Source organism: Kosakonia sp. HypNH10 (genome assembly GCF_029850615.1).
GTDB classification, from domain to species: domain Bacteria; phylum Pseudomonadota; class Gammaproteobacteria; order Enterobacterales; family Enterobacteriaceae; genus Kosakonia; species Kosakonia cowanii.
This window is the reverse complement of the sequence record NZ_JAOTIU010000006.1, coordinates 195,405-220,084: the sequence shown is the minus strand read 5'-3', so window position 1 is coordinate 220,084 and position 24,680 is coordinate 195,405. Positions and strand designations below refer to the sequence as shown.

At 56.3% G+C, this 24,680-nt stretch carries 23 protein-coding genes and 1 tRNA gene; 12 read left to right on the top strand and 12 right to left on the bottom strand.

Translation table 11 applies throughout. The annotated features are described in order from the left end of the window. Nucleotides 1–213, bottom strand: coding sequence for an RNA chaperone/antiterminator CspA (cspA, locus tag N7V53_RS17580; RefSeq protein WP_023480861.1), 213 nt, complete (start codon nucleotides 211–213; stop codon nucleotides 1–3). Nucleotides 214–575: 362 nt separating this feature from the next. Between cspA and uxuA the strand changes: the two genes are divergently transcribed. Then, a complete protein-coding gene (uxuA, locus tag N7V53_RS17575) occupies nucleotides 576–1,643 on the top strand; it encodes a mannonate dehydratase (protein ID WP_124967349.1) in 1,068 nt (355 codons plus the stop codon). A gap of 22 nt (nucleotides 1,644–1,665) precedes the next feature. Here uxuA and N7V53_RS17570 read toward each other — a convergent pair whose 3' ends face one another. The 6 genes from N7V53_RS17570 to opgC are packed head-to-tail and all read right to left on the bottom strand — an operon-like array spanning nucleotide 1,666 to nucleotide 6,352. Further along, the gene (locus N7V53_RS17570) at nucleotides 1,666–2,181 is read right to left on the bottom strand and encodes an ATP-binding protein (protein ID WP_279794275.1); all 516 of its coding nucleotides are present in this window, start codon (nucleotides 2,179–2,181) and stop codon (nucleotides 1,666–1,668) included. A gap of 45 nt (nucleotides 2,182–2,226) precedes the next feature. Beyond that, entirely contained in the window at nucleotides 2,227–2,661 is a 435-nt protein-coding gene (locus tag N7V53_RS17565) for an ATP-binding protein (protein ID WP_279794272.1), read from the bottom strand. A 3-nt stretch (nucleotides 2,662–2,664) separates the two neighbouring features. After that, the gene (locus N7V53_RS17560) at nucleotides 2,665–3,003 is read right to left on the bottom strand and encodes an STAS domain-containing protein (protein WP_023480937.1); all 339 of its coding nucleotides are present in this window, start codon (nucleotides 3,001–3,003) and stop codon (nucleotides 2,665–2,667) included. After that, nucleotides 3,003–4,193: a SpoIIE family protein phosphatase gene (locus tag N7V53_RS17555; protein WP_279794270.1), complete on the bottom strand. Its 1,191-nt coding sequence runs from the start codon at nucleotides 4,191–4,193 to the stop codon at nucleotides 3,003–3,005. Before N7V53_RS17555 ends, N7V53_RS17560 begins: the two co-directional genes overlap by 1 nt. Nucleotides 4,194–4,202: 9 nt before the next feature. Beyond that, nucleotides 4,203–5,123, bottom strand: coding sequence for a hypothetical protein (locus N7V53_RS17550; RefSeq protein WP_279794269.1), 921 nt, complete (start codon nucleotides 5,121–5,123; stop codon nucleotides 4,203–4,205). An 11-nt stretch (nucleotides 5,124–5,134) separates the two neighbouring features. Further along, a complete protein-coding gene (gene opgC / locus N7V53_RS17545) occupies nucleotides 5,135–6,352 on the bottom strand; it encodes an OpgC domain-containing protein (protein ID WP_279794268.1) in 1,218 nt (405 codons plus the stop codon). A 296-nt stretch (nucleotides 6,353–6,648) separates the two neighbouring features. Between opgC and N7V53_RS17540 the strand changes: the two genes are divergently transcribed. Genes N7V53_RS17540 through N7V53_RS17505 form a run of 8 tightly spaced genes read left to right on the top strand, consistent with a single transcriptional unit; the run spans nucleotide 6,649 to nucleotide 18,851 of the window. Then, nucleotides 6,649–8,463 (top strand): cellulose synthase catalytic subunit, encoded by a 1,815-nt coding sequence (locus N7V53_RS17540; RefSeq protein ID WP_279794267.1) that lies wholly within the window; start codon nucleotides 6,649–6,651, stop codon nucleotides 8,461–8,463. Then, nucleotides 8,460–9,791 carry a DUF3131 domain-containing protein gene (locus N7V53_RS17535; protein ID WP_279794266.1) on the top strand — a complete coding sequence of 444 codons (1,332 nt, stop codon included), beginning with the start codon at nucleotides 8,460–8,462 and terminating at the stop codon, nucleotides 9,789–9,791. The genes N7V53_RS17540 and N7V53_RS17535 overlap by 4 nt, the downstream gene beginning before the upstream one ends. Beyond that, nucleotides 9,788–11,332, top strand: a complete 1,545-nt coding sequence (locus N7V53_RS17530) for a DUF3131 domain-containing protein (RefSeq protein ID WP_124967342.1) — start codon at nucleotides 9,788–9,790, stop codon at nucleotides 11,330–11,332. The genes N7V53_RS17535 and N7V53_RS17530 overlap by 4 nt, the downstream gene beginning before the upstream one ends. Then, nucleotides 11,317–12,711: a DUF3131 domain-containing protein gene (locus tag N7V53_RS17525; RefSeq protein ID WP_279794265.1), complete on the top strand. Its 1,395-nt coding sequence runs from the start codon at nucleotides 11,317–11,319 to the stop codon at nucleotides 12,709–12,711. Before N7V53_RS17530 ends, N7V53_RS17525 begins: the two co-directional genes overlap by 16 nt. Further along, nucleotides 12,708–13,145, top strand: a complete 438-nt coding sequence (locus N7V53_RS17520) for a globin (RefSeq protein WP_124967340.1) — start codon at nucleotides 12,708–12,710, stop codon at nucleotides 13,143–13,145. The genes N7V53_RS17525 and N7V53_RS17520 overlap by 4 nt, the downstream gene beginning before the upstream one ends. After that, nucleotides 13,142–15,811 (top strand): response regulator, encoded by a 2,670-nt coding sequence (locus N7V53_RS17515; RefSeq protein WP_279794264.1) that lies wholly within the window; start codon nucleotides 13,142–13,144, stop codon nucleotides 15,809–15,811. The genes N7V53_RS17520 and N7V53_RS17515 overlap by 4 nt, the downstream gene beginning before the upstream one ends. Then, on the top strand, nucleotides 15,801–18,005 hold the full coding sequence (locus N7V53_RS17510) for a sugar-binding domain-containing protein (protein WP_279794262.1): 2,205 nt from the start codon (nucleotides 15,801–15,803) through the stop codon (nucleotides 18,003–18,005). Before N7V53_RS17515 ends, N7V53_RS17510 begins: the two co-directional genes overlap by 11 nt. A gap of 60 nt (nucleotides 18,006–18,065) precedes the next feature. Further along, a complete protein-coding gene (locus tag N7V53_RS17505; RefSeq protein ID WP_279794260.1) occupies nucleotides 18,066–18,851 on the top strand; it encodes a phosphotransferase in 786 nt (261 codons plus the stop codon). A 24-nt stretch (nucleotides 18,852–18,875) separates the two neighbouring features. Here the strand turns inward: N7V53_RS17505 and N7V53_RS17500 are convergent, their stop codons facing one another. Further along, entirely contained in the window at nucleotides 18,876–19,520 is a 645-nt protein-coding gene (locus tag N7V53_RS17500; RefSeq protein ID WP_279794259.1) for a LysE family translocator, read from the bottom strand. Nucleotides 19,521–19,740: 220 nt separating this feature from the next. Here N7V53_RS17500 and N7V53_RS17495 point away from each other — a divergent pair, with 220 nt between their 5' ends. From N7V53_RS17495 to N7V53_RS17485, 3 genes are all read left to right on the top strand, one after another. Next, the gene (locus tag N7V53_RS17495) at nucleotides 19,741–19,968 is read left to right on the top strand and encodes a hypothetical protein (protein WP_023480697.1); all 228 of its coding nucleotides are present in this window, start codon (nucleotides 19,741–19,743) and stop codon (nucleotides 19,966–19,968) included. A gap of 24 nt (nucleotides 19,969–19,992) precedes the next feature. Continuing rightward, complete coding sequence (locus N7V53_RS17490; RefSeq protein ID WP_279794318.1) at nucleotides 19,993–20,316, top strand: NIPSNAP family protein; 324 nt, start codon at nucleotides 19,993–19,995, stop codon at nucleotides 20,314–20,316. Nucleotides 20,317–20,417: 101 nt separating this feature from the next. Next, on the top strand, nucleotides 20,418–20,834 hold the full coding sequence (locus N7V53_RS17485; protein ID WP_279794258.1) for a hypothetical protein: 417 nt from the start codon (nucleotides 20,418–20,420) through the stop codon (nucleotides 20,832–20,834). Between the two features lie 693 nt (nucleotides 20,835–21,527). Here N7V53_RS17485 and N7V53_RS17480 read toward each other — a convergent pair. The 4 genes from N7V53_RS17480 to actS all read right to left on the bottom strand — a co-directional run bounded on the left by N7V53_RS17480 (nucleotide 21,528) and on the right by actS (nucleotide 24,580). Further along, nucleotides 21,528–22,304: a hypothetical protein gene (locus tag N7V53_RS17480; protein ID WP_279794257.1), complete on the bottom strand. Its 777-nt coding sequence runs from the start codon at nucleotides 22,302–22,304 to the stop codon at nucleotides 21,528–21,530. Between the two features lie 120 nt (nucleotides 22,305–22,424). Beyond that, entirely contained in the window at nucleotides 22,425–23,150 is a 726-nt protein-coding gene (locus N7V53_RS17475; protein WP_279794255.1) for an HNH endonuclease, read from the bottom strand. Nucleotides 23,151–23,682: 532 nt separating this feature from the next. Then, a tRNA-Gly gene (locus N7V53_RS17470) sits at nucleotides 23,683–23,756 on the bottom strand. Between the two features lie 92 nt (nucleotides 23,757–23,848). After that, complete coding sequence (gene actS, locus N7V53_RS17465; protein WP_094193196.1) at nucleotides 23,849–24,580, bottom strand: amidase activator ActS; 732 nt, start codon at nucleotides 24,578–24,580, stop codon at nucleotides 23,849–23,851. Nucleotides 24,581–24,680: the final 100 nt, after the last annotated feature.

The following is a 24,680-nucleotide window of genomic DNA, read 5'->3' as shown; positions in this document are numbered from 1 at the left end:
TTAGCGCGGCACTACGTTAGCAGCGGCTGGGCCTTTCGCACCATTTTCAATGGTGAATTCAACTTCCTGATTTTCATCAAGAGTGCGGTAGTTATCGCTCTGGATTGCAGAGAAGTGTACGAATACATCTTTGCTGCCATCTTTAGGAGTGATGAAGCCAAAGCCTTTCTCAGCGTTGAACCATTTTACGATACCAGTCATTTTATTAGACATGTTTGTTACCCTTTTGTTTTATAGGCCTTTTTAGGCGGCAATGGTCTGAAGCATTATTTATCAGCGTGTAAAGAGACCCAAAAAGAAGTAACTATCGAGGTACTTAGAGATGAGAGAGACTTTAGTGGACTACTGGCTGGAGATAATGATTTATCAAACCGACGAGTCATTAACGCACGGTTATGGCTCAGGGCGCAAGGCTTAATTTAGAAACTTTTGTCAGCATTACGTAAACGTTAGATAAGCAGCGTAACGCGAAAATGCGTTGTGTGAAGAGGATCGCAAAAAGATGCCGGGTCACGCGCTAATATCAATACTAGTATGGCAGTTAGAGCTATGGACTGATAAAGGTGGTAACAAGCATGCAAATGACGATGCGCTGGTTTGGGCCAGTCGAAGATAAAATTCCGCTGGCGCATATTCGCCAGGTTCCAGGCGTTGAAGGCGTCGTGGGCGCACTGTATGACGTGCCGGTCGGTGAAGTGTGGCCGCAGGATAAAGTGCGCGCGCTGGCCGATCAGGTTCAGCAGGCCGGGTTAAAAATGGAGGTGATTGAGAGCGTCAACATTCACGATGACATCAAAATCGGCCTGCCGAGCCGCGATCGCTTTATCGCCAACTACCAGCAAACCATCCGCCATTTAGCGGAGATCGGCATCAAAGTCATCTGCTACAACTTTATGCCGGTGTTCGACTGGATGAAGACCGAGATGAACTATGTTCTGCCGGACGGTTCGATAACCATGGCGTTTGAGAAGAAAGGCATCGATAAGACGCTGGATGAAGTGGTGAAAGAGGTGCTGGAGAATTCAAACGGTTTCGCGCTGCCGGGCTGGGAGCCAGAAAGGCTGGCGAAAGTACAGGAGCTGTTTGCCAAATATAAAGATGTCGACGAGAACAAACTGCGCCAGAACCTGGTCTATTTTCTTGAGCGCGTGATCCCGGTCTGCGAAGAGGTCGGCATCAAAATGGCCATCCACCCGGACGATCCACCCTACTCTATCTTCGGCCTGCCGCGCATTGTGAAAAACCGTGACGATCTCGACTGGATCTGTAATGCCGTTAACTCCGAGGCCAACGGCATCACCTTATGCACCGGCTCCATCGCCGAAGACCCGGATAATAACGTTTACGAAATTCTCGCCGAGTTTACCCGCCGCAGGCGCATCCACTTCGCCCACGTGCGCAATATCAAGCTGATTCAGGATAAGGATTTCTACGAATCGGCGCACCTTTCGCGCTACGGCTCGCTCGATATGTATGAGGTGATGAAAGCCCTGCATGACAACGGCTTTGATGGCTATATCCGACCGGATCACGGCCGCTTTATCTGGGGCGAAACCGGGCGTCCGGGCTATGGCCTTTACGACCGCGCGCTCGGCGTCACCTATCTGCACGGCTTATGGGAAGCGCTCGAAAAGCGCCACTAGCCCTGACCAACGGCACCGGTATTTACCGGTGCTCTTCCTCATAGCGCCGCACATTAAAGCCCTCTTCATCGGCGGGCGGCACAAAGTAGCGGGTAATCAGCTCAAACTGCGCGTCGGTGGCGGTGAAATCGTGGTTGCCCGCCGCATTGCGCTGGCGCAGGCGCGCCTTGCACGTCTCATCGCTTACCGCGAGATAGTGCAGCAGATGCTGCGCGCCGGACTCCTGAATAATCGACATCATCCACTGACGGCTGGCGACAGTATTGGCGGGAAAATCGAGGATCACATTAACCCCGGCCTGTAACAGGGCGATGACGTGGGGCTTAATCGCCCGCTTAAGCACTGCGGAGTAGTGCACGTAATCCTCCACGCTCTGCATCGACTCTTTAAACAGCAGTGCCAGCCAGCTATCTTCGCTGAGCACCACGCTGCCCGGCGTTTGCGTAAGCGTTGCCGCCAGGGTCGATTTACCGGAAGCGATTTTGCCGCAGAGAATATGCAGCGTTGGCCCGTTTTGGCTTGTCTCATCAATGCGCATGCTATGGCTCCCGTAAGCGCTTAACCCGAGCCCCGAGCATAAAAGTTAGCCGCTCGCCTCTTCAACTCCCCATTTTTTGCACAGCGTGGCGATATTAACGTCGGCCTGGCGCTGTACGGTAAAGCTGTCAACGCTGAGCAGGATCAGCTTCAGCCCGCGCCCGCTTTCCAGATCCGGCTCCATCTCAAGACCATTTTCCTGCTGTACCGCCAGTAAGCGCTCAGCGGGGAACGGCTCGCCGTTATCGCGAAACGTCAGTTGCACCTCCTGCGCGCTGGCGGCAAACGCGATGCTAAAAGTGGCTGCGGCCTGCTCATGCAGGCTATGGCGAATAATATTGGTCGCCACTTCGCACACCGCCAAATCGAGGGCGAAGCGCCAGCCCTCATCCACCGGCAACGCGGCCATCTGCGCGTTAAGCCACTCAGCAAGCGGCGAGAGCGCGGTGAGCGAGGCGGGAAAGGTTATCTCGCGAGCCATAATTCACAGCCCAAGCAGTTGCAGGGCGGCGGCTCTGTCCGCGCTGATGCGAAAAATGCGGTCCATGCGCGTCAGGGTAAACATGTTTTTGATACCGGGGTTGAGGGCGCAGAGCACCATTTCACCTTTGCCGTTCATCATCTTCATTAATGAAACCAGCGTGCCGAGGCCGCTACTGTCAATAAAGTCCACCTTGCTGAAATCGACAATCAGCGCGCGCGGCTCATCACCCATCTCGCGGGCGATCGCCTCTTTAAAAGCCGCGGAAACGGAGGCATCCAGCCGTCGAATCGCCGGTGTCAGGATCGTCACCTGCGGCTGATGTTCGCTATCGATATTCATCACTTCTCTCCATTTCGCTCAATAATTAACAGGGAAACATCATCTGCCATCTGCTCGCCATTGCGCCAGCCGGTTAAGTGCTGGCCGAACTGCGGCAGAAGCGCGCCGATAGCCTCATTAACATGCTGTTGCAGCCACTGCTGCAAGCGTTGCGGGCCAAACTGCTCGCCTGCGGGGTTTTCACATTCGGTAATACCGTCGCTAAAGAGGCAGAGCCGCTCGCCGGGGCACAGCTCAAATTCAACATCATCCCAGCTGAGATCGGGCATCAGCCCAACCGGTGCGCCGCCGCTGCCAATCGGCGTGACCTCGCCTGCGGGGGTGACAATAAAAGGAGTGGGATGACCGGCCTGGCAGAGCCTGCCTTTGCCGCTCGGCATGTGAATAACGCCGTAGATCATCGTGAAATAGCTCATGATCTCCGCCTCTTCGCTGCAAAAGCGGGTATTAAGCATGCGCACCACGTCTGCGGGCGAAGCGACGCTGCCATCAGCAGAAAAGAGGAAACGCTCCACCACGCGGCCCTGCAAAAACTGCCGCGCCACCGCAAGGGACATCATCGCGGCACCGACGCCGTGGCCCGAGACATCGACACAGTAAAACCCCAGATGGTCGTCTAGCTGAAAGAGGTTAAACACATCGCCGGAGACCCACGCGGAGGGCAGAAACAGCCAGTCGGAAAAGTAGTCGTGATAGCGCAATTGATGGGCGGGCAGAATCGAGTGCTGAATGCGCGCCGCGGCTTGCAGATCCTGCTCAATCTGCTGTAGCGCCTCGCTGAGCCGCGCGTTGCGTGCCGCGAGAGTCGCCTCCAGCGCCAGAATGCGCGAGCCGGCATGCAGCCGCGCGCGCAGCTCGCTCTGCTCCACCGGCTTGCTGAGAAAGTCATCTGCGCCTGCGTCAAACCCCTGCGCCAGATCGCCGGGGTTTTCCCGCGCGGTAAGCAAAATCAAATAGATATAGTGACCAAACTGCCGCTCGCGGATTTCGCGGCACAGGGTTAAGCCATCCATCTCCGGCATCTCCCAGTCGCTTATCACCATGCTGACGGGAGAGTTCGCCAGCATCTCCAGCGCGCTGACGCCGTTTTCCGCTTCGCTGACAACATAGCCCCACTGCGCCAGCATGCGTGAGAGCAGGCGGCGATAAATGGGCGAATCCTCCACCACAAGCACATGCTGTTGGGCCACGACGGCTCCTTATAACGGTAAAAACCAGATCAGGCTGACGGTCCCTTCGCGGAATTTGCCATTGCCGCTCTTATGGCCGGGATAGCGCGTGCCGGCAAAGTTGGCGTACTGCAACGAGAAGGAACCCGGCGTGTAGCCTGCATAACCAAAGCTGTAGCTGTAATCGCCGTTCCACGGCTGCTGCTGGCTGCGATCCGGGAACCAGAAAGCGGTAGCGCGCACAAAGAAGTGCTGTTTAAAGGTGTAACCGCAGCCGCCAAGCACCACGTTTTTGTTCTGCTCAATATCGTTACTTTTCAAATCGTAGTAACGCGGCACCCAGCTGTAGCCGACCTGACAAATCAGTGAATCGCCTTTGTTAATCAGCAGCTTATTTTCAACGGGTTTCGGCAGTGAGAATTTATAGGCCAGTGTCACCGCCCCCTGTTCGAAATAGGTTTTGCGCTTGCTGCCCGACGTCCAGAAGTGGTTATCGCCATAGTTGCTGTAGACCAGGCTGACGGTGTTGGCATGCCAGTCGTCATAGCCAAAGCTGTAGCGAAAATCGGTGGTGTAGCGGCTGGTGTCCGTCACCGGCACGCGGGTGGTGATATTGGCAAACCAGAAGCTGTAGGGCGAGTATTGCAGGCTCAGGTTAACGGTCTGATTCACTTTTCTTTTCTGCCCGGCGCTGCTGGAACTGTTCGGGATCGTTACCCACTGCTCTTTCAGGCCAGTACCAAAGCTGAGCGCGCCGGAAAATGGCTTATTATTACCGGAAAAAAGACGCCCCCAGCGGCTGGTAAAGACACCGACCTGCACCGGGTCGCCGTTGCTGTCACGCAACGACTCGCTCTCCGCTTCGCTCTTTTGTGCTTCACTCTTTTGCGCCGCATTCGCTGCCGGTAAGGCGGCGAGTAGCGCGCAGGCCAGTAAATATCTCTCCCGCATTCCGCCTTTCCTCAGTTAGGTATCCAGCGCGCGCCGACATTATATTTCGCCAGCAGCCACAGCACGCCGAGCGCTGCCGCATGTACCAGCGTGTTGACGATCCATGCCTGCCGCCAGAGATCGAAGGTGACGAACTGGCTCACCGCCAGCACCACATAGACATGCAGAATAAAGACATACAGCGAGTGCTGGCCCAGCGGGATGAGAAACCAGCCGGTCAGGCGATAGATAGGCCGCCAGCACCAGGTCAACAGCAGATAGACCGTCACCATCAGGCTGATATCATTCAGCACCCGCACCGGGCCAAGACCATTTTTCGCCGCCCAGGTGTGGTAAAACGCGTTGAAATCGGCAGGCGGAATCACATGCATCAGCAGTTCCGGCGGCATAAAGGGGTTAGTGTGGTTCTGGGCAACGAACCCCAGAATCAATGCAACGATCACCAGCGCCACAATCACCACTTTTCCCGGCGGCGTGCGTGCCAGCGAGAGCAGCTCTGCCTTGTACCAGCCGCAGCTCATACCGAGGACAAAAATGAATTGCCAGGCGAGCAGCGGAAAGGCGAACTCAAACTCGGACACCGTCACCCGCACCGGCCAGCGCTGCCAGCAGCCATACACCAGTAGCGAAAGACTTAATAACCACCACACCCTGCCCTGTTTAAGCAGCGCCAAAAAGAGCGGGCTTAATAGCAGCAGGAAAATATAGAGCCCGAGGATCTGCGTCTGGTGCGGCCCGATTTGCAAATAGAGCACGATGTTAAACCATGTCTCTTTTATTTGCGGCGTCACCGGATAAAGCGACCACGATGTTCCGGAAAATCTGTCGGTAAAGTGGGTCACTTCAAACACATTTATAAAAGGCAAAAAACCGAGCAGCAGCATCGACAATATGATGATGATATTAACGCGATATATTTTCCACGCTCGCAGATATAATCCCCAGCAAATCGTTAATAGCGCTGCCTTTTGCAACCGCGCCCGATTAAGCATCCCCAGCATAAACCCGGAGAGAATAACAAAGCCTTCGGCACCGGTCGTTAAGCCAAAACGCTCCCATGAAAATATATTAAATATCGACATCACTTCCGTATGCGCCACCACCATCATCACCAGCGCAATACCGCGCATTAAATCGATACGCAAATCGCGGCTACCGGCAACAGAATAGCGCCATGCCCTTGATTCTACGTTATCTTTTTGCGTTAGCGCGGGTGCCATCTGGCTCATAAAAGTAACCTGTTAAGTGCGGCAATAAAACAACAGGGAAATTATTTAGATAGCTTAAATAAACGAGACTGGCAATGTTAGCGAAGCGAAAAGCGCACCGGTAAAATCATTCAAATTGATATTAAATTAACTGCAACGAATTATTCCGCGCTGCGCTTTGCTGGAAACTTTTAATCAGCCATCTACACTTACATTACTTTTTGTTTTACCGGGAAGTTATTACGCCAGGCCGCGAAACAGGTCCGCCTGGGTATTATCTGATTTCTTATTATCACGGAATAAAGATAACAACCGCTATGGGCTTCTACTTTTCCCGATTTGAAGATCGCAAACCGCCCGAGCCGCTGAAAACGCCGCGCTGGGCGATGATTACCTGGCAGATATTAGCGGTTGCGGCGCTGATTCTGGGTGCGAATTATATCTACTGGCGCTGGACGGCGTCGCTGAATATGGATGCCCTGTGGTATGCCATCCCGCTGGTATTAGCAGAAACGCTGGCGTGGATCGGCACGGTGTTATTTACCATCAACCTGTGGAAAGAGGAGGATCCGCCGCAAGCGCCGCCGCCGCAGGAGATCAATGACTGCCTGGGCGCTGACGAAGCGGTCGAACCGCGCCCGGTGAAAGTGGACCTCTTTATCGCCACCTACTCCGAAGATGTTGAGCTGGTCAGGCTCTCGATCCGCGATGCGATGAAAATGGCGTACCCCTTTCCCCTCGATTACCGCGTGCACGTGCTGGATGACGGACGACGCCCGGAGATGAAAGCCGTCTGCGACGAAGAGGGAGTCAATTACATTACCCGGCAGACCAACATCGGTTACAAAGCGGGTAACCTGCGTAATGGTCTCGAGCAGACCGACGGCGATTTTCTGGTGATTTGCGATGCCGACACCCGCGTCTTCCCGACCCTGCTCGCCCATACCCTCGGCTACTTTCGCAACCCGGATGTCGCGTGGGTGCAGACGCCGCAGTGGTTTTACGACCTGCCCGCCGGGGAGAACCTCTCGCGCTGGCTGGAGCGAAAAACCGGCAAAGTGGGTTACGCCTTTGGCTGGCTGGCGCAGAAAATTGTCGGCCCGGTAACGATGGGCCGCGATCCCTTTTTTAACGATCCGCGCATGTTTTACGATGTGATCCTGCGCCGCCGTAACTGGGCCAACGCCGCCTTCTGCTGCGGCGCGGCGTCGGTGCACCGGCGCGAAGCGGTGATGCAGGCGGCGCTGCGCAGCTATGTCTGGACGGTGGAAGAGGAGATCGACCGCCATACGCGCGATATCCGCGATCCCGCCACCCGCGAAGCGCTCCAGGATGCAATGCGTCCCCACGTCGCTTTCGATACCGAACTGACGCCCTATAAATTCCACGTCTCGGAAGATATCTACACCTCGATCCTGCTGCATGGCGATGCGGCGCGAAACTGGCGCTCGGTAATGCATCCGCGTATCGAATCAAAAATGTTATCGCCGCAGGATATGCTGACGTGGATGATCCAGCGCTTTAAGTATGCCGCCGGATCGCTCGATATTCTGTTCCACGACAATATCTTCAGCCGCCGCCGCTTTAAGCTCTCGCTGCCGCAAACTCTGATGTACGCCACCACTTTCTGGTCCTATATGGCCTGCGTCTGGAACGCCATTTTCCTGATTTCGCCGATTATCTACCTCTTCACCGGCATTCCGCCGGTGTCGGCCTGGTCGACGCCCTTTTATCTCCACTTTCTGCCCTTTTTTATCCTCTCGGAGCTGGCATTTATGTTTGGCACATGGGGTATTTCCGCCTGGGATGGGCGCGCATCCTATCTGTCGTTCTTCTCAATGAATCTGCGGGCGCTGAACACAGTGCTGCGCGGCGAGCAGATCAAGTTTCACGTTACGCCGAAGGAGCGCCAGACCGGGCGCTTCCTCTACCTGGTGAAACCGCAAATCGCCATCGTGCTGCTCACCCTAACCGGGCTGATTTGGGGCGGCATTCAGGTGGCGCGCGGCCAGGTGGATGACCCTTCCGGCTATGTAATCAATATCTTTTGGGGTGCCGTCAACATCGCCGCGATGTTGCCGCTGATCCTCGCCGCCGTCTGGACGCCGGACGAAGAGGAGGCGCGAACATGAGAACGCGCGACGCACTGCTTTCCGCACGCAGTTACATCACTATCCTGCTCGGTTTTCTGCTCGGCTTCGCCATCGTGGTGTGGGTGGAAAAACAGATGCCGACCCGCGTTGAGAGCAGCGGCGGCATGGCGCTGAGCAAAGATTTCCCGCCGCTGCCCACCTCGCGCGCGCTCACCTTTGAGGAGGCAATCTGGGCGCGCGTGGCCTGGCAATATTACGTCAACAATACGCAACCCAACGGGCTGCCGAATGCCCAGGATGGGCAGGCATGGTTCAGCTTATGGAGCGCGGGCAGCTATCTGCTGGCGGTGATTGCCGCACAACAGTTGCACATCCTCAGCGAAGCAGAGAGCGATGCGCGCATCAACAATGCGCTGGCAACCCTTGGCGGGCTGCCGCTTACGCCGCAGGGCGTGCCGGCGGCCTACTATCACTCCGATACGCTAAAAATTCTCGGCAAGCCGGAGAGCTCCGCCATCGGTATGGGTCGCCTGCTGGTGGCGCTGCAAACCCTGCTCTGGCGCTCGCCGCAGCACGCGGAGGCGGTGCGCGATCTCTTTAACCGCTGGCAGGTGGGTGCGCTTATCGCCACCAGCGGCGCAACGCAGGCCGCCGCGCCGCTGCATCACTGGGCGCTGGCCACCGATGAGCCGCGCAACAGCTTTGGCTATCGACTTTATGCCAGCCATACGCTGCGGCTGATCGACAGCGCCGCCGGGCTGGCGGTCACCAACCCGCCTGAGGGGCAGCAGATGATCGATATCGACGGCATTATGGTGCCCGATGAGGGGCTGCGCACACCGTGGGGACGCCAGCCTTCGCTGATTAGCCTCCCCTATTTGTTGACCGGCCTCGAGCTGGGCTTCGATGCGCAGAGCGCCGAAATCGCCTTTCGCATCATGCAGATCCAGCAGCGCCGCCACAGCCTGCGGGTACGCAAACCGCCGATCAGCACCGACTATGCCGAACCCGCGCCGGACTTTATCAATGACCTGCCCAACCGCCAGCCTGTCGACAACGAGGCGCTGCGCGATGCGCCGCCGGAGCTGACGGCGATCACCTCCACCCGCTCGGCCTTCGCCTGGTATGCCCTGTTTCGCAACAGCTGGAGCGAGGCCCTGCGCCAGCAAGCGCAGGTGCTGCAAGTGCCGGGCAAAGGGTGGCAGCGCGGGCATAACCTCAATAACAGCGTGAACAGTGTGATTGATGCCGACACCAATGCCATCGTGCTGGAAAGCCTGGCCTATATCGCCCACGGCCAGATGCTGTGCCTGGCCTGTTTTAATCCCGCGCCCCGTTCCCCTTCGTCAGCAGGAGCTACGCCATGAAGCTGAAAGCACTTCTCTTTTTTCCCCTGTTGGCAGGGCTGATGGCGCTCTGGATGACGCTGAGCCAGGCGCGCGCCGGCGATCTTCCGGCTTCGGACTACGCACCGCGCAGCGGCAAGCTGACGGCGCAAGAGATGACAATGGCGAGAAACGCCTGGCAATATTTTGTCGCCAACTACCAGCCCACCACCGGACTGGTTAACGCGGTAAATAAATACCCCTCCACCACCATGTGGGACAGCGCCTCTTACCTCGCTGCGCTAACGGCGGCACGCGAACTGGGAATTATCGACAAAGCGGAGTTTGACCGGCGGATGCTGAAGATCCTCGCCACCATCAACAAGCTGGATCTGTTTCGCAACGAACTGCCCAACAAAGCCTACAACACCCTCACCGCGCAGAAGGTGAACTACACCAACAAACCGGGCGAGATTGGCTTCTCGGCGCTGGATATCGGCCGCATGCTGATCTGGCTGAAGGTGATCAAAGAGCGCTACCCGGAGTATGGCAACAGTATTGATAACATCGTGCTGGGCTGGGATTTTAGCCATGCCGTCGATCCGTGCGGCACCCTCTACGGTGCCTATCTGGAAAACGGTCAGCCGAAGTATGTGCAGGAGGGTCGCCTCGGGTATGAGGAGTATGGCGCCGCCGGTTTCCAGCTGTGGGGCTTCAACACCTGCCAGGCGAGCCGACCGCAGCCCTATGAGCTGGCCGAAATTTACTGCGTGCTGGTGCCGTATGACACGCGCGATCCGCGTGCCACCTCGCAGCACAACTATGTGGTGACTGAATCCTATCTGCTTTACGGTCTTGAGTTCGGCTTTGATAACCCGAACGATCGCAACAACAGCCCGCGCAACTACTCCCATCCGTGGATGAAAAACTTCGCCGACCGTGTCTACCAGGCGCAGGAGAACCGCTACACCATTACCGGCGTGCTGACCGCCCGCTCCGAGCACCAGCTCGATAAAGCCCCCTACTTCGTCTACGACACGGTCTACACCGACGGTTATGACTGGAACACCATCACCGACAAAGGGCAGTTTATGCCCAGCGCCGCCGCCGTCTCCCTGAAAGCGGCGCTCGGCATGTGGGTGCTGTGGGATTCTCCCTACACCGATCGCCTGATGAGCGCCATTGAGAACGCCAACGAAGAGGGCAAAGGGTATTACGAAGGGCTGTATGAGAATGGCGACGGCCCGATCAAAGAGTTCACCGCCAACAACAACGGCATCATGCTCGAGGCGCTGCTGTTCAAAAAAGAGGGCAAGCTGCTGCAGTTCAACACCGATAACCCGAAAAACCGCAACTTCGCCCCGTCGCTGTGGGAGAAGAAGCTGGTCGATCTGTTTGAGGAGAACAACGCCCGCCGCAACCGACCGTTCCTTGAAAGCACGCCGTCGGTGAAAAACTGGTGTCAGCAGACCGGCACTACCCAGCGCACGAAACCTGCCTGCCAGGCGTGCCAGTGCGCCTCCTGTAACGCGGATGAGCCTGTGAAGCTGCCGCCGGTGACCGCGCAATGTCTAAAACCGTAGTTCGCTGGCTGGCGATCCCTCTGTTGCTGCTCGCCGCCGCCTTTGCGCTATTTAGCGAGGGCGGCGCAGGCTGGCGCTGGCTGACAAAAGGGGCATGGAACACCACCGCGCGCGTCAGCAGCCTGACGCCGCAGGAGCGCGAGTGGGCCACCATCGCCTGGCGCTACTTCGTTAATAACACCCAACCGCAAACCGGGCTGGTCAACGGCAGCGACAAGCAGCCGCGCGTTACGCTGTGGCAGATGGGGGACACGCTTATCGCCCTGTTGGCGGCAAAAGATCTCGATCTGGTTGACGATAAGGAGTTTGACGCGCGCCTCACCCGCCTGCTCGGCACCCTCAACCGGCTGATGCTCACCGATACCCGCACGCCAGGCAGGCTCTACTCCAGCCAGACGGCGACCATCGTCGACTTTAGCGGCAAGCCGGTGAAGAGCGGCTGGTCGGCGAAAGATATGGCGCGGCTGATGCTGGCGCTTCGCCTGACTGCCGAACGCGCGCCGCAGTACCGCGAGTATCTCGACAAAGTGATCCTGCGCTGGAATTTCTGCCCGGTCATGGATGGCGAAGGCGAGCTGTGGTCCGCCTCGCTGCAAAACGGCCAGCCGGTGGTGCGCGAAGAGCTGCGCCTCGGCGAAAGCGAATATGCCGCCAGCGCCTTCCGCCTGTGGGGTTTCCCGGCCGGGAAAGCGCTCACGCCGCCGTCGAAAAACGTCATCATCTACCAGCGCAGCCTGCCGGTGGATGCCCGCGATCCGCGCACCACCTGGCAGCCGTCGATCCTCTCGACGGTGCCAGCGATGCTGCCAGGGCTGGAATTTGGCTGGCAGCCGCCGGGATTGAGCGACGAGGTGCAAACCCTGCTGCGCGATCGGGCGCAGGGTGTCTGGCTGACACAGAAAACGCGCTGGGAAAAAGAGAAGACCCTCACCGCCCGCGCTGACTTCACTCTCGCGCAAGCACCGTGGCATGTGGAGGACAGCGTCTGGGGCAATGGCTATGCGTGGAATACCCTCGGCGATGACGGGAAATATTACCCGCGGCTGTCGCAGGTAACGACTAAAGCGGTGTTTGCTCTATGGGTGTTGTGGGACACCGCCTACACCAACGCCCTGATGGCGGTGACGGAACATCTTAACGACCCCGAACGCGGCTGGTTTGAAGGGCGCGTCGAAGCGACGGGCGATATCAACAAAATGGTGACGCTCTCCACCAATGCGATGGTGCTGGAAGCGCTGCTCTACAAAGCCAACGGCGGGCCGCTCTTTCGCGACGGTTTAATCGACGATGAGAGCTATTTCGTGCGCCGCACGACAGATGAATTTAACAAACCCGGCCTCTGCCTGCCGGGTGAACGCACCCCGAGGGCCGCGCCATGAAATTCTACCGCGATCTCTTTGAAGCGAGTCTGAGCCGCGTCTTCCCCGATGATGAGAAACGCGCCTTCTTTAACGCCTTCTACACCACCTTTATGCATATGTCGCCGGAGACGGAGCAGCACTTCGCCCGCTTCGGGAGCGAAGAGGGGCAACAGCTGGTTTATAAGAGCTTCTTTGCCATGCTGGCGGTCGACGGCGCGCTGTTTGTGCCCGATTTTCTGGAGCGACTGGCGCGCGAACAGAACACCGACGGCCTGCGCTTGCCGCCGCGCTTTTTTGCCCTCTGGCGTGAAGCGATGTTGATTACCGTGCGCCAGCGCGACCCGCAGTGCGATGAAGAGACGCTGACCGCGTGGGCGATGGCGATTGCGCCGGGGCTGGAGTACCTGCGCCGCCAGGCGGAACTGCACTACCAGGCCGGGGAGGCGTCATGACAACAGCCTGCCATTTCGACCTCAACGCCCTGCCCGCGGCGGTGCTGATCTACGATCGCCACGAGCAGCTACTGGCGTGGAATACGCAGGTAGAGGCGTTTTACCCGGCGCTTGCCGGCGGGCTAAAGACGGGGGCGACGCTGCAAAGCCTGGCAGAGAAGTTTATCGACGCGGCCTATAACACCGACCCGAGCCGCCGCCAGACGCTGCGCGAGGCGATCATTCGCAACTGCCGCCAGGATAACCACCGCGAAGTGCGCCAGGCCGGGCCGCGCCGCCTGTTTGTTCACCACCAGCGCCTGGCGGATGGCAGCATCGTCAGCCTGCACAGTGACATCACACAGCTGGATGAAGCCCAGCGCTCGCGCCAGCAGCTGCACGATGATTTTCTGCTCACCGCCGACTCTATTCATATCGGCATCTGGGACTGGCAGATTTCGGCCGACAATTTGCAGGTCAACGACACGCTGCTGACGATGATTGGCCTTCCGCGCAGCCAGTGGCACCATCCGGCACGCTTTCTGCTCAATCTGGTGCATGAGGAGGATCGCGCCCGCCTGCGCCAGGCGATGCAGGGGTCAACCCGCCACCACGTTCCGGTGTTTGAGTGTGAAATCCGCGTTCGCCATCAAAGTGAGGAGTGGCGCTGGATGCTGCTTTCCGGCCAGGTGGTAACGCTGACCATGCAGGGCGACGCGGAGCGGGTGATTGGCACGTTGCAGGATATCACCCGCCGTAAAGAGGCGGAGCTGCTGGCGATTGAGGCGGCGAAGGTGGCGCGTGACGCCAACGAGGCGAAGAGCGCCTTTCTGGCGAATATGAGCCATGAAATTCGCACGCCGATGAACGGTATTCTCGGCATGACGCAACTCTGCCTCGACACGCAGCTCACCAGCGAGCAGCGCGAGTACCTCTCGCTGGTGATGAGTTCGGCGCAGTCGCTGCTGCATATCATCAATGACATTCTCGACTTTTCGAAAATCGAGGCGGGCAAAATCATTCTCGATGAGGAGCCGCTGGAGATCCGCCCCTTTATCCAGGCGCTGATCCGCCCGCATATGCCCGCCGCCAGCGAAAAAGGCATTGAACTGCTGGTTGATATCGACCCCGCCGTGCCGGAGGTCGTCTCCATCGATGGCCCCCGGCTGCGGCAGATCCTCACCAATCTGCTCGGCAACGCGCTGAAATTTACCCATCAGGGAGAAGTGGTGCTCGCCATCTCGCCGGGCGAGGAATCCGGTAGCTGGCGTTTTGCGGTGCGCGACAGCGGCATCGGCATTCCTGCCGAAAAGCAGCAGGCGATCTTCGAAGCCTTCAGCCAGGCAGACAGCTCCACTACCCGCCGCTATGGCGGCACCGGGCTGGGGCTGACCATCTCCGCGCGGCTGGTGAAAATGATGGGCGGCGAACTGGCTGTAACCAGTGAACCGGGCGTTGGCAGTGAGTTCGCGTTCAGCTTAACGCTGGTAAGCCAGCCTGCCGCGCTGGCGGCGATGGCAATGGCGCGCTTTAGCGGCGAGCGGGTGCTGGTGGTGGACGATAACAGCACCAACCTGCGTCTGCTGGAGACGATGCTGACGCAGATGGGGCTGGTGCCGCTCTGCGTCGATAACGCCCACCAGGCGCTGCGCCTGACGGCAGAGAGCGAACCCTTTCCGCTGATCCTGCTTGATGCGCAGATGCCGGAGATGGACGGCATTTCGCTGGCGCTGGAACTTTCGGTGCTGCCGCAGGCGAGCCAGAGCCGCATCATTATGCTCAGTTCCATGAACCGCCACTTCGATGCGCGAATGCTTAAACGCATCGGCATCGCCCACTACCTGCATAAACCGGTGGCGCAAAGCGAGTTGAACCAGGCGATCGCCAGCGTGCTGGCACCGGGTCGCCTGCCGGAGCCCGCTCCCGTCGAACAGCCTGTCGCGCCGCAAGCCGCAGCCAGCGCGCTGCGGATTCTGCTGGCGGAAGATAATCTGGTGAACCAGAAGCTGGCGCTGCGACTGCTGGAGCGGCTCGGCCACCACGCTGAGGTGGTGGATGACGGGCGCGCGGCGCTCGATCGCTGGCATGAAGGGGGCTGGGATCTGCTCCTGATGGATCTGCAAATGCCCGGCATGGATGGCGAAACGGCGATCCGCCTGCTGCGCGAAGAGGAACAGATGCACACGCTCAGCCACCAGCCGGTGATCGCCATGACCGCGCACGCCATGCAGGGCGATAAAGAGCGCTGTCTGGCAATGGGGTTTGATGGCTATATCGCAAAGCCGGTAAGCCAGCAGGCGCTGCACGATGAGCTGACCCGCATCACGCAACGTGACGATGAAGGGTTGCCCACGCAGAGCGCCCTGCTGACGCAGTGTGCCGACGATGCTGAACTGGTTAACGAGCTGCTGGCCCTGTTTAGCGAAAGCGTCGGGACAATGCAGGCCAGGATTGCCGATGCCATTCACACCAACGATCGCGACGGCCTGCGGCGCGCAGCGCATAAACTGCGCGGCGAGGCGATCGCCCTCGATTTCACCCGCCTGAGCCAGTTGCTGCAACAGCTTGAGAGCCAGGCCATCAGCCTCGATCAGCAGGCACTGGATAACCTGCACACGACGCTTCGCGAGGAGTTTGTGCGCGTTGAGGCGTGGCTGCAACGCCGGGAGGCAAACCATGAAGCGTAACGCGCTGCTGCTGTCGCTCTTACTCTCAACCCAGGCTTTCGCCACTGCGCTGCCCGTCACCTGGTCCCTTGCCGGGCAGTGGCGCGTGCACGATGCCAACGATCCCGCTTTCGATGGCGTCAGCGCCTCCACCGCCGACTGGCGTACCCTGCGCGTGCCCGCTAACTGGTACAGCGACGGGCTGGATCACCAGGGCGCGCTCTGGTACCGGCACAGCTTTACCCTGCCTGAGCAATCTGCCGATACGCTGGCAACGCTGGTGTTTGACGGCGTCGACTACCTGGCTGACGTGACGCTGAACGGCCAGCGGCTGGCGCACCATGAGGGCTACTATCAGCGCTTCCCGGTGGATATCAGCCAGGCGCTACGCCGCCATAACCAGCTGGCGGTGCGCGTCGATAGCCCGTTTGAAGATCCAAAAACTATCTGGCCGCTGCATAAAACGATGGTCAAAGGGGTGCTGAATCAGCATGACACCCGCCCTGGCGGTGCCTGGTCGGCGCAGGGACAGGATGCCAACTCCGGCGGCATCTGGGCCCCGGTCCGGCTGCACCTTAGCCGCGGGGCGGCAATCGACGAGATTATCCTGCGCCCGCTGTGGCAGGAGGGGCTGGCGAAGCCGATGCTGCGCGCCGAGATCCGCTACCGGGCGAAACAGGCCGGGCCGGTGACGCTGCGCCTGGCGGCGAAGCCGGATAATTTTTATGGTCGTGATTACCGTCAGGAGTTCCCGGTCACACTTGAGGCAGGCGACAGCAAGGTGCTGACGGTAACGCTGCCGATGGAGGCCGCCAGGCTCTGGTGGCCGGTCGGTCACGGTAAACCCAACCTCTATCGCGTTCGCGCCTCGCTGATCGATCGGCAAGGGGTGATGGATACCGCCGTCACCCGCACCGGCCTGCGCAAAATGGAGGAAGCGCCGGATAACAAAGGCTGGCGCATCAACGATAAGCGCCTGTTTGTGAAGGGCAGCAACTATATCGGCTCGCCGTGGCTCGGCACCATGACGCGCGCAAAGTATCGCCAGGATTTCGAGCTGGTAACGGGGATGAACGCCAATGCGATACGCGTGCATGGTCATGTTGCCGGGCGCGCGCTGTATGATGTCGCCGATGAGATGGGGCTGATGATCTGGCAGGATGTGCCGTTGCAGTGGGGCTATAACAACAGCAGTGAGTTTGCCGATAACGCCGCCCGCCAGACGCGGGAGATGGTGGCGCAGTTCGGCAACTCACCGGCGATTGTTGCCTGGGGTGGGCACAACGAGCCGCCGTGGAACTCGCCGTGGATGGAAAAGCGTTTCAAGGACTGGAATAAAGATCTTAATCGCGAGCTGACGCAGAAGGTGGCGGATGCGCTGGCTGAGGATACTTCGCGCATTGTGCACCGCTTCTCCGCCGTGGAGGAGCACTACTGGCAGGGGTGGTATTTCGGCACCCTGCGCGATGTGCTGGCTCCGGCGAAAACTGGCATCATCACCGAGTTTGGCGCGCAGGCGCTGCCGCGCCTCTCGACCCTCAAAACCATTATTCCTGCCAGCGAGATGTGGCCGAAGAGCACCGATGCGAAAGATCCCGGCTGGGATCGCTGGAAGTATCACAACTTCCAGCCGTTCCAGACTTTTGGCTTTGCCAAAGTGCCGCGCGGCGAGAATATTCAGCAAACTATCGACAACACCCAGCGCTACCAGGCGGAGCTGGTGGCCATGGCGGCAGAGAGCTATCGCCGCCAGCGTTATCAACCGGTTACCGCCCTGTTCCACTTTATGTTTGTCGAGACCTGGCCGTCGATCAACTGGGGCGTCGTTGACTATCTGCGTCAGCCGAAAGCGGGCTATTACGCGCTGCAAACCGCCTATCAACCGCTGCTGCCCTCCATCGAGCCGGTCACGGCAAACTGGCAGGCTAACAGAGCGAATATCCTGCGACTGTGGGCAATTAACGATAGCTGGTCGGCCTGCGAAAAGTGCACGCTGAAGTGGCGCATCACGCAAAACGACAGCAGCCTGGAGAGCGGTGAGCTGCCGCTGACCCTTGATGCGGATTCCGGCCAGATGGTGAAAGAGGTTTCGGTAACACCCACCGCACCCGGCGAAGCCAGGATCGCCTACTGGATTGAAGACCAGCAGGGCAAAGTGGTCGGTAAAAATGCGCGCGTGGAAGCTGTAACGGTGGGTGAAAACGCCGCATCGTGACAGGTGCGGTTGTAACCTTTACTCTGCCTGTTATCGCAATGTCCTTACCCTGGAGCATCGATGACAGCAGAGAATCTGGCGCAAATGGGCGCCGCCCGGGTGGTGAAACGAGTGAACACCGCCGGAATAATCGTGATTGAGAAAGCACCGGTCAGCGAGGTCGAGTACGCCTTCTACCACCAGGTTGCGCCTGAGCTAAACCGCGCGGAAATCCTTACCCCAGCCTTGGTGGGATCCGATGCCAGTTCGCGCGCCCTCACCCTTGAAGCGATTCCCTACCCTGTTAGCCAGCAAAATGTCGCGAACGACGCCATCGTGTCGATGCTGGCACGGTTACACCGCTTTTCGCCGGATAGCAACTGGCACTACCACACCCATCGCTGGCCCGACGCGCAGCTGGAGCTGAGCCTGCACCTGCTCGCTTTGCCGGAAGCAGCCGCCAGAGCGCTGCGCCGCTGCCAGCGCGACAGCGACAGACTGTTTGCCGAAGCGGGCCTGATTTCCGGCGACAGTAACGCCGGCAACTGGGGGCAGCGCGAGAACGGCGAGTTTGTGCTGTTTGACTGGGAGCGGTTCAGCACCGGTCACCCGGCCATTGATTTAGCCCCGCTGATTAAAGGTATGGGCACGCCTGAAGAGTATCGACACCTCGCGGCGCGCTACTGCCGCTTTAATCCGCGGTCAGAAAACGATCTCGCTCGCGATATTGCCTTAGCGAAAGCGTGGATTGTCAGCGAAGTGATTACGCTCCTTCACCAGCGACAGAAAGCGGATTTTCCGCGTTTTCAGCACTGGTATCGCTGTTATTTGCCCGACTGGCTTAAGCAGATCGAAACCGTTATCTGACTGCCTCTTTATGCTTAACCTCGCTTAGCGCTTCGTGAGCGCCAGGCGGATCCCCAAGGCAATAAACGTGGTGCCGACAATGCGGTCGAGCAGCTTTTGCAGCCCTCTGTTTTGCGAAACCGCGCCCGCCGCGCTGCCCGCCAGCAGGGCGAAAGTAATATCGGTCAGGAAGGCGATCAGTGCGTACGCGAAGCCAAGAATCAGAAATGAGGCAGCATGCTGATCGCCATCCGCCACCACGAACTGCGGGAAGAATGAGATAAAGAAGAGCAGCACCTTCGGGTTGGTGAGCGTGGTGATAAACCCACGCGAGAGCAGCGTGCGGGTGGTCACTTTCGCTTTGATGGGCGCACTCTCCTCGCCCTCAACGCGCGATTTGGCGAATGTGCCGAGGATCATCTTACTGCCGAGGTAGAGCAGGTAGGCTGCGCCGAGGTATTTAATTACCGTAAACATCAGCGGTGAGGCGGTGATCAGCGCCGTTAGACCGATGGCGCTCGCCACGGCATGCGTACAACTGCCCAACGCCACGCCCGCCGCGGAGATCACCCCGGCATGACGCCCGTTAGCCACGCTTTGCCCGATAACATAAGCCATATCCGGGCCTGGCGTTACCGACAACAGAAAAACTGACAGGGCAAACAGCCCAAAATGTGTAATATCCAGCATCACTCCCTCCATATTCAGAAGCATAAGTTAACATCGGGATGAGGCAGTAATCCATACCTGGAATGAATAGTTATGCCTTGCAGAGAATAGTTATGCGAATGCAATGTGAGACAGGATCTTATAAGCAGCACTACTGTGGTTGCCGTGAAACATATCCATAGTGAATGTGCCGTCTTTCAGTTAGTCTGTTGGGACGTATCGTCGACAGAGGCGGCTAAGTATGGATAACCCACTCTTTCTCAAAGTGATTGCTGTCGTTCTTCTTGCCACATCGGTGGCGCAAATATTTATCAAAAAGAAAAAAACAACGCACCTTCCCCCTGATATTGCAGAGGCTAACGCCCGCGAGCGCTACCAATGGCGCCACGTCAGAAGAGTTTTTCGCCTTATGCAGATCGCCTGCGCGATCTATTTCATCGTGCTGGCATGGAAAGTGATACAGGCATAGCGGTGCACAATGGAGATGAAGCAAATGAAAACCGTCGAGATACTGCAATACACCTTGCGCCAGGGAAGCGGCGCGGCGTTTCACGCCATCATGCAGGAGATCAGCGTTCCCCTGCATCAGCGCCACGGCATTGATGTTGTGAGGTTTGGCAACTCATTGCACGATCCCGATTGCTACTGTCTGATTCGCGCTTTTGACAGCCCGGAGAGTATGGCTGCGGTGCTGGAGGCCTTTTACGCCAGCGATGCGTGGCGCGCTGGCCCGCGAGAATCGATTGTGAACAACATTGAAAGCAGCCTGAAAACGGTTATGACACTCTCGCCCGAAGGTGTGGAAGGGTTGCGATAACTACCAGAGCCAGGGGATGACACCCGCGCGGTGTCAGGCATAATTCGTGTGGATTCAGATTTCCTGTATCCGCCGATAACATCACTTTTCAGAGAGACGCTATGAATACCAGAGCACTGTTTTTAGGTTTTTTTCTGTTTGCTGGCTCGCTGAATAGCGCGATGGCGGACAGCTGCCGCGCCAATATTTTTGGCGGAGAGGATTGCCGTTATGACGATGGCACAACATCCAGCAGCCGCTCCAATATTTTCGGTGGGCAGGACACGAAATATAGCGACGGAAGAACCTCAAGCAGCAGAGCCAATATCTTTGGCGGCCAGGATACGAAAAACAGTGACGGCAGCTCTTCCAGCAGCCGCGCCAATATCTTTGACGGCCAGGATACGCGCTACAGTGATGGTAGCTCCTCCAGCAGCCGCGCCAATATCTTCGACGGTCAGGAGACGCAGTACAGTGATGGCAGGCACTCCAGCAGCCGCGCCAATATCTTCGACAGTGAAGACACCATAAATAATTAATCTCTTTCCGGCATCAGCGCTGTCGGGCGATGTGCTGCCTGGCGGTGCTAATGCCGCGACGCTTCGCTTTCCCCGCCCGCTGTAACGGCAATAAAATCTGGCCGCGATAAGCGTCATTGTATAAACGTGAAGGATGCGTTGCAGAAATCAGGGAAATGAAGAGAGAGGAAATGCTGGAGCGGGCGAAGGGAATAATCAACGGGGAACATGTCAAAGCGCCTGTACGACGCGAGGAATTGAGCAAGCAGATCGCAGAAGCCGCTAAAGCTATCGGTATACATGGCTCTGGATCGGCTCATAGCTTCCGCAAAGCTGGCGGGAATGCCATCTAAAAGCGTTGTGCAAATAACATCGCATTAGCTATGACTGTGCTTAATCACAGCAACATCACAGACACCACGCGCTATCTGGATTTAGGCAAGCAAGCTGTTAGCCGTGTGATCAATGAGATGGACTTATAAGGAGATACACATGAAACGCTTGCTTGTGCTGACGCTGGCAGTAATTCCAGCCTTGGTGACTCACGCCGGACAAATAGCCCTGATTCTTAGTGCGAACAGGAGGCAGACAACGCGAAGATTTGCATCTATAGCAATGCTATCTATACAGAAACAGTGGCGATCAGGCCATCTGAACAATGCAAATACACCCAGATGTTTGTAGAGGATTAAATACGCTTAAGCTATTAAATAATTATTTATGTTCATTCGCAGCAGTAAGCAAATCAATAAAAATTTTGGAAAAGAGGGCATCTTTAAAAATATCAATCTTAAAGATCTTTTGATGACTACCAGAAGTCAACTGTGATTTTAATCTCATGCTAATGACATCATGATAATCTTTTGAAGCAGAGAAAACATAGAATATAGCAAACCCCTCCACAACGAAATACCATAGCACACTGTCAGTCTCATCACTTTTTATAAAAGCAAAGTTGCTAATAATAGATTTAATAACGTGATCAGGGATATTATTCGTTGTATCAATCAACCTAAACACACAAATACGGATGAAGTTATCTACCTTCAAATGACTAAGTTTATTTATTCTCACCTGTTTGTTTTTAATGCAATGTCTCATCAAGTCATCCAACTCAGGAACTCCATTCACAGTTGAGTAATGCACACTTTTAGAGATAGAGGCTCTCCATAGTATACTTAGTAAGAAAAGATAAAATCGCTTATAATTGAAAGAGTTGATGATAATATGGTCAGCGTTTTTACGTATATTATGATGGTTTCTCAACAATCTTGTTCCATACGATTCGTACTCATGGCTGATAAGCTGCTCACATTCGAAGCATAGAAGTGGCTCTTTAGGATCAACATTTTCTCGTTTTGGTTTAGTACCTTTCTGGAATATAATCAACTGGGAATCATTCTTCTTCAATCGTTTGAAATAGCTTCTTGGTATGCTGTGAGATTCCAGTAGTTCTTTCTCTTCGAGACATAACTTACAGATACCTTTCATAAGTTTCCCATAATGTAAAAATGTCGATGTTTACATTTCCTGCTAAGCAAGATATTAAATAAGGTCTCATAGAATCCCCAAGATACGTACCCTATTCATACTATCACAAGCATGTTCAGTTTATTTGTTAACTGGTACTAAATCTAAAACGCCATAATGTGCCTGTCTGTGACAGTTCGGGCACAATGCAATCGCATTTTTAACAGAATCCTCCCCACCATTCGAAAGCCACTCAATGTGATGAACCTCAAGAAATGGTGTGCCGTCTAATTTGAGAAAAGGAGCGTCACTCTTACAGTTTTGGCACTTACCATTAGCCCTTGAAAGCACCTCGGCTACTACATACGGGCTTCGCTTATAAACTCGTGTTGTTACTGCGATTAGCTCAGGAGTTTTATTCTCGTTTTTTAAAAGCTCTTTGCGTTCTGGTGGGGAAAGTTCTAAAGCAGCATCAACAGCCTTTTCAAACTCGGACTTCACTTGGCGGTAACACCATTTCCCTTGCTGATCCTGATACAACTCCCAAATACCATGAATAGAGGGTTGATAGATTTCAAAGATATTCCCGCGCTTAAACAATCGGTCATACTCATGATGCCGATGGGTTACATCATCAGTTCGCCTGGCTGTTTTGTTGAAACTCCAGTAGCTGCGGTTGCAGTTGACAGTGTTAACTACGAGATTAAGCCAAGTATCGTCTTTATAATGCGGAAATCGCTTTCTAAGATAATCATCCACTTGCTTAGCAGTTGCCGCCCCTCCGAACTGTTCTTCAACCACTTGCACAGTAGTGATTCTTATCGGTTCGTCGCCATACTTGTATGTACGATTTAATTTTGAAGGCATCAAGAGATCTCTTGCAACTTAAGTTTTATCTTAGATTAGCTATCGGAAATAAGTTGTGCAACTCTCTGATTTTTGACAATAGAATCCTTAAAGCCCCATTGGTGATACAGACACAAGCGGAGCGAAGCGACTTCATCAGACTGTCAGAGAGATCACATCTTATCAGGATAACCGTGTACCCTTGCGGGAGCGTGGCTGAAACACTGATGGAGCTTACATGTCGTTTGTAGGAACTTATCACCATAAACCTCTTAACGTGGCTCATGAGGCCGCAAATCGGGCTTTAATGCGTGTGAGCAATCTGTCGATGACATAGCGATGCCTGGATGGGCTTTCTCTTCACGTTTTGCTATCGCGGTGTGAGGATGCAACTGCCGCCGACGCTGAGTTATACTGTCATCTCACTATGTAACTTAGCGTGACAGTTACCAAGGGCGGATCACCATGGTAGAACCCATAGGCGACTAAAATAGGTAACTATTTAAATTGCTGATAGAGAAAGCTTTTAAGCTTCTCCACAAGAGGAGAGATCTGGAGCGGGCGAAGGGAATCGAACCCTCGTATAGAGCTTGGGAAGCTCTCGTTCTACCATTGAACTACGCCCGCTTTCAAAGTGCTCAGGCATTATAGACCTTACATCGCGTCTGACAACCCACCGATGCGCTAACAGGTTAATTTCTCGCCTGTTAGCGCGCAGATTAACACTTCGGTACGCTGCCCTGCGGCGGTAAATAGCGCAGCGGATCGATGGCCGTCGCGCGATAGCGCAGCTGGAAGTGCAGACGCACGGAGTCGGCATCGCTGCTGCCCATGGTGGCAATCTTCTGCCCGGACTTCACGCTCTGGCCGTTATTCACCAGCAGCGTCTCATTGTGCGCATAGGCGGTGATGTAATCTTCGCTGTGCTTAATCATGATCAGGTTGCCATAGCCGCGCAGCTGGCTGCCGACATAGACCACTTTCCCGGCACCGGCGGCGTAGATCGGCTGCCCGCGCGACCCGGCGATATCAATGCCTTTATTACCGCCATCAGAGTTGGAATAGGTAAGGATCACTTTCCCGCTGGTCGGCCAGCGCCAGCAGCGCTGCCCAACGGGCGGCCAGGAGGCTTGCGGCACCGACGAAGAAGGCCGCGCTTTCGCCAGCTTGCCGGAGGAGGAGCCTTTCGACGCCCCTTTCACCTTCAGCCGCTGCCCCACTTCGATGGTGTAGGGCGGCGAAATACCGTTCATGCTCGCCAGCTCTTTTACGCTGGTACCGGTAATGCGCGAAATGCGGTACAGGGTATCGCCGCGCTTGACCGTGTAGGTCGCGCCTGCGTAGCTTCCGGTCGAATTATTCCCCGCACAGCCCGCCAGCAGCAGCGTAAATGCCAGGCATATGACCATGCAAAATGGGTTTTTCATCAGGCGTCCTGCGCGCAAAACCATTCCTCGAATAAATTAACTGGCGACATATCATAGCAGCCATACGTGGGATGCCAACCCTTTCACAGGGCAATAAAAAAGCCCCGGCGCGTGAACGTCGGGG

Coding starts and splice junctions, on each gene's coding strand:
- cspA (WP_023480861.1), bottom strand. CDS start 213: ATGTCTAATAAAATGACTGGTATCGTAAAATGGTTCAACGCTGAGAAA.
- uxuA (WP_124967349.1), top strand. CDS start 576: ATGCAAATGACGATGCGCTGGTTTGGGCCAGTCGAAGATAAAATTCCG.
- N7V53_RS17570 (WP_279794275.1), bottom strand. CDS start 2,181: ATGCGCATTGATGAGACAAGCCAAAACGGGCCAACGCTGCATATTCTC.
- N7V53_RS17565 (WP_279794272.1), bottom strand. CDS start 2,661: ATGGCTCGCGAGATAACCTTTCCCGCCTCGCTCACCGCGCTCTCGCCG.
- N7V53_RS17560 (WP_023480937.1), bottom strand. CDS start 3,003: ATGAATATCGATAGCGAACATCAGCCGCAGGTGACGATCCTGACACCG.
- N7V53_RS17550 (WP_279794269.1), bottom strand. CDS start 5,123: ATGCGGGAGAGATATTTACTGGCCTGCGCGCTACTCGCCGCCTTACCG.
- opgC (WP_279794268.1), bottom strand. CDS start 6,352: ATGAGCCAGATGGCACCCGCGCTAACGCAAAAAGATAACGTAGAATCA.
- N7V53_RS17540 (WP_279794267.1), top strand. CDS start 6,649: ATGGGCTTCTACTTTTCCCGATTTGAAGATCGCAAACCGCCCGAGCCG.
- N7V53_RS17535 (WP_279794266.1), top strand. CDS start 8,460: ATGAGAACGCGCGACGCACTGCTTTCCGCACGCAGTTACATCACTATC.
- N7V53_RS17530 (WP_124967342.1), top strand. CDS start 9,788: ATGAAGCTGAAAGCACTTCTCTTTTTTCCCCTGTTGGCAGGGCTGATG.
- N7V53_RS17525 (WP_279794265.1), top strand. CDS start 11,317: ATGTCTAAAACCGTAGTTCGCTGGCTGGCGATCCCTCTGTTGCTGCTC.
- N7V53_RS17520 (WP_124967340.1), top strand. CDS start 12,708: ATGAAATTCTACCGCGATCTCTTTGAAGCGAGTCTGAGCCGCGTCTTC.
- N7V53_RS17515 (WP_279794264.1), top strand. CDS start 13,142: ATGACAACAGCCTGCCATTTCGACCTCAACGCCCTGCCCGCGGCGGTG.
- N7V53_RS17510 (WP_279794262.1), top strand. CDS start 15,801: ATGAAGCGTAACGCGCTGCTGCTGTCGCTCTTACTCTCAACCCAGGCT.
- N7V53_RS17505 (WP_279794260.1), top strand. CDS start 18,066: ATGACAGCAGAGAATCTGGCGCAAATGGGCGCCGCCCGGGTGGTGAAA.
- N7V53_RS17500 (WP_279794259.1), bottom strand. CDS start 19,520: ATGCTGGATATTACACATTTTGGGCTGTTTGCCCTGTCAGTTTTTCTG.
- N7V53_RS17495 (WP_023480697.1), top strand. CDS start 19,741: ATGGATAACCCACTCTTTCTCAAAGTGATTGCTGTCGTTCTTCTTGCC.
- N7V53_RS17490 (WP_279794318.1), top strand. CDS start 19,993: ATGAAAACCGTCGAGATACTGCAATACACCTTGCGCCAGGGAAGCGGC.
- N7V53_RS17485 (WP_279794258.1), top strand. CDS start 20,418: ATGAATACCAGAGCACTGTTTTTAGGTTTTTTTCTGTTTGCTGGCTCG.
- N7V53_RS17480 (WP_279794257.1), bottom strand. CDS start 22,304: ATGAAAGGTATCTGTAAGTTATGTCTCGAAGAGAAAGAACTACTGGAA.
- N7V53_RS17475 (WP_279794255.1), bottom strand. CDS start 23,150: ATGCCTTCAAAATTAAATCGTACATACAAGTATGGCGACGAACCGATA.
- actS (WP_094193196.1), bottom strand. CDS start 24,580: ATGGTTTTGCGCGCAGGACGCCTGATGAAAAACCCATTTTGCATGGTC.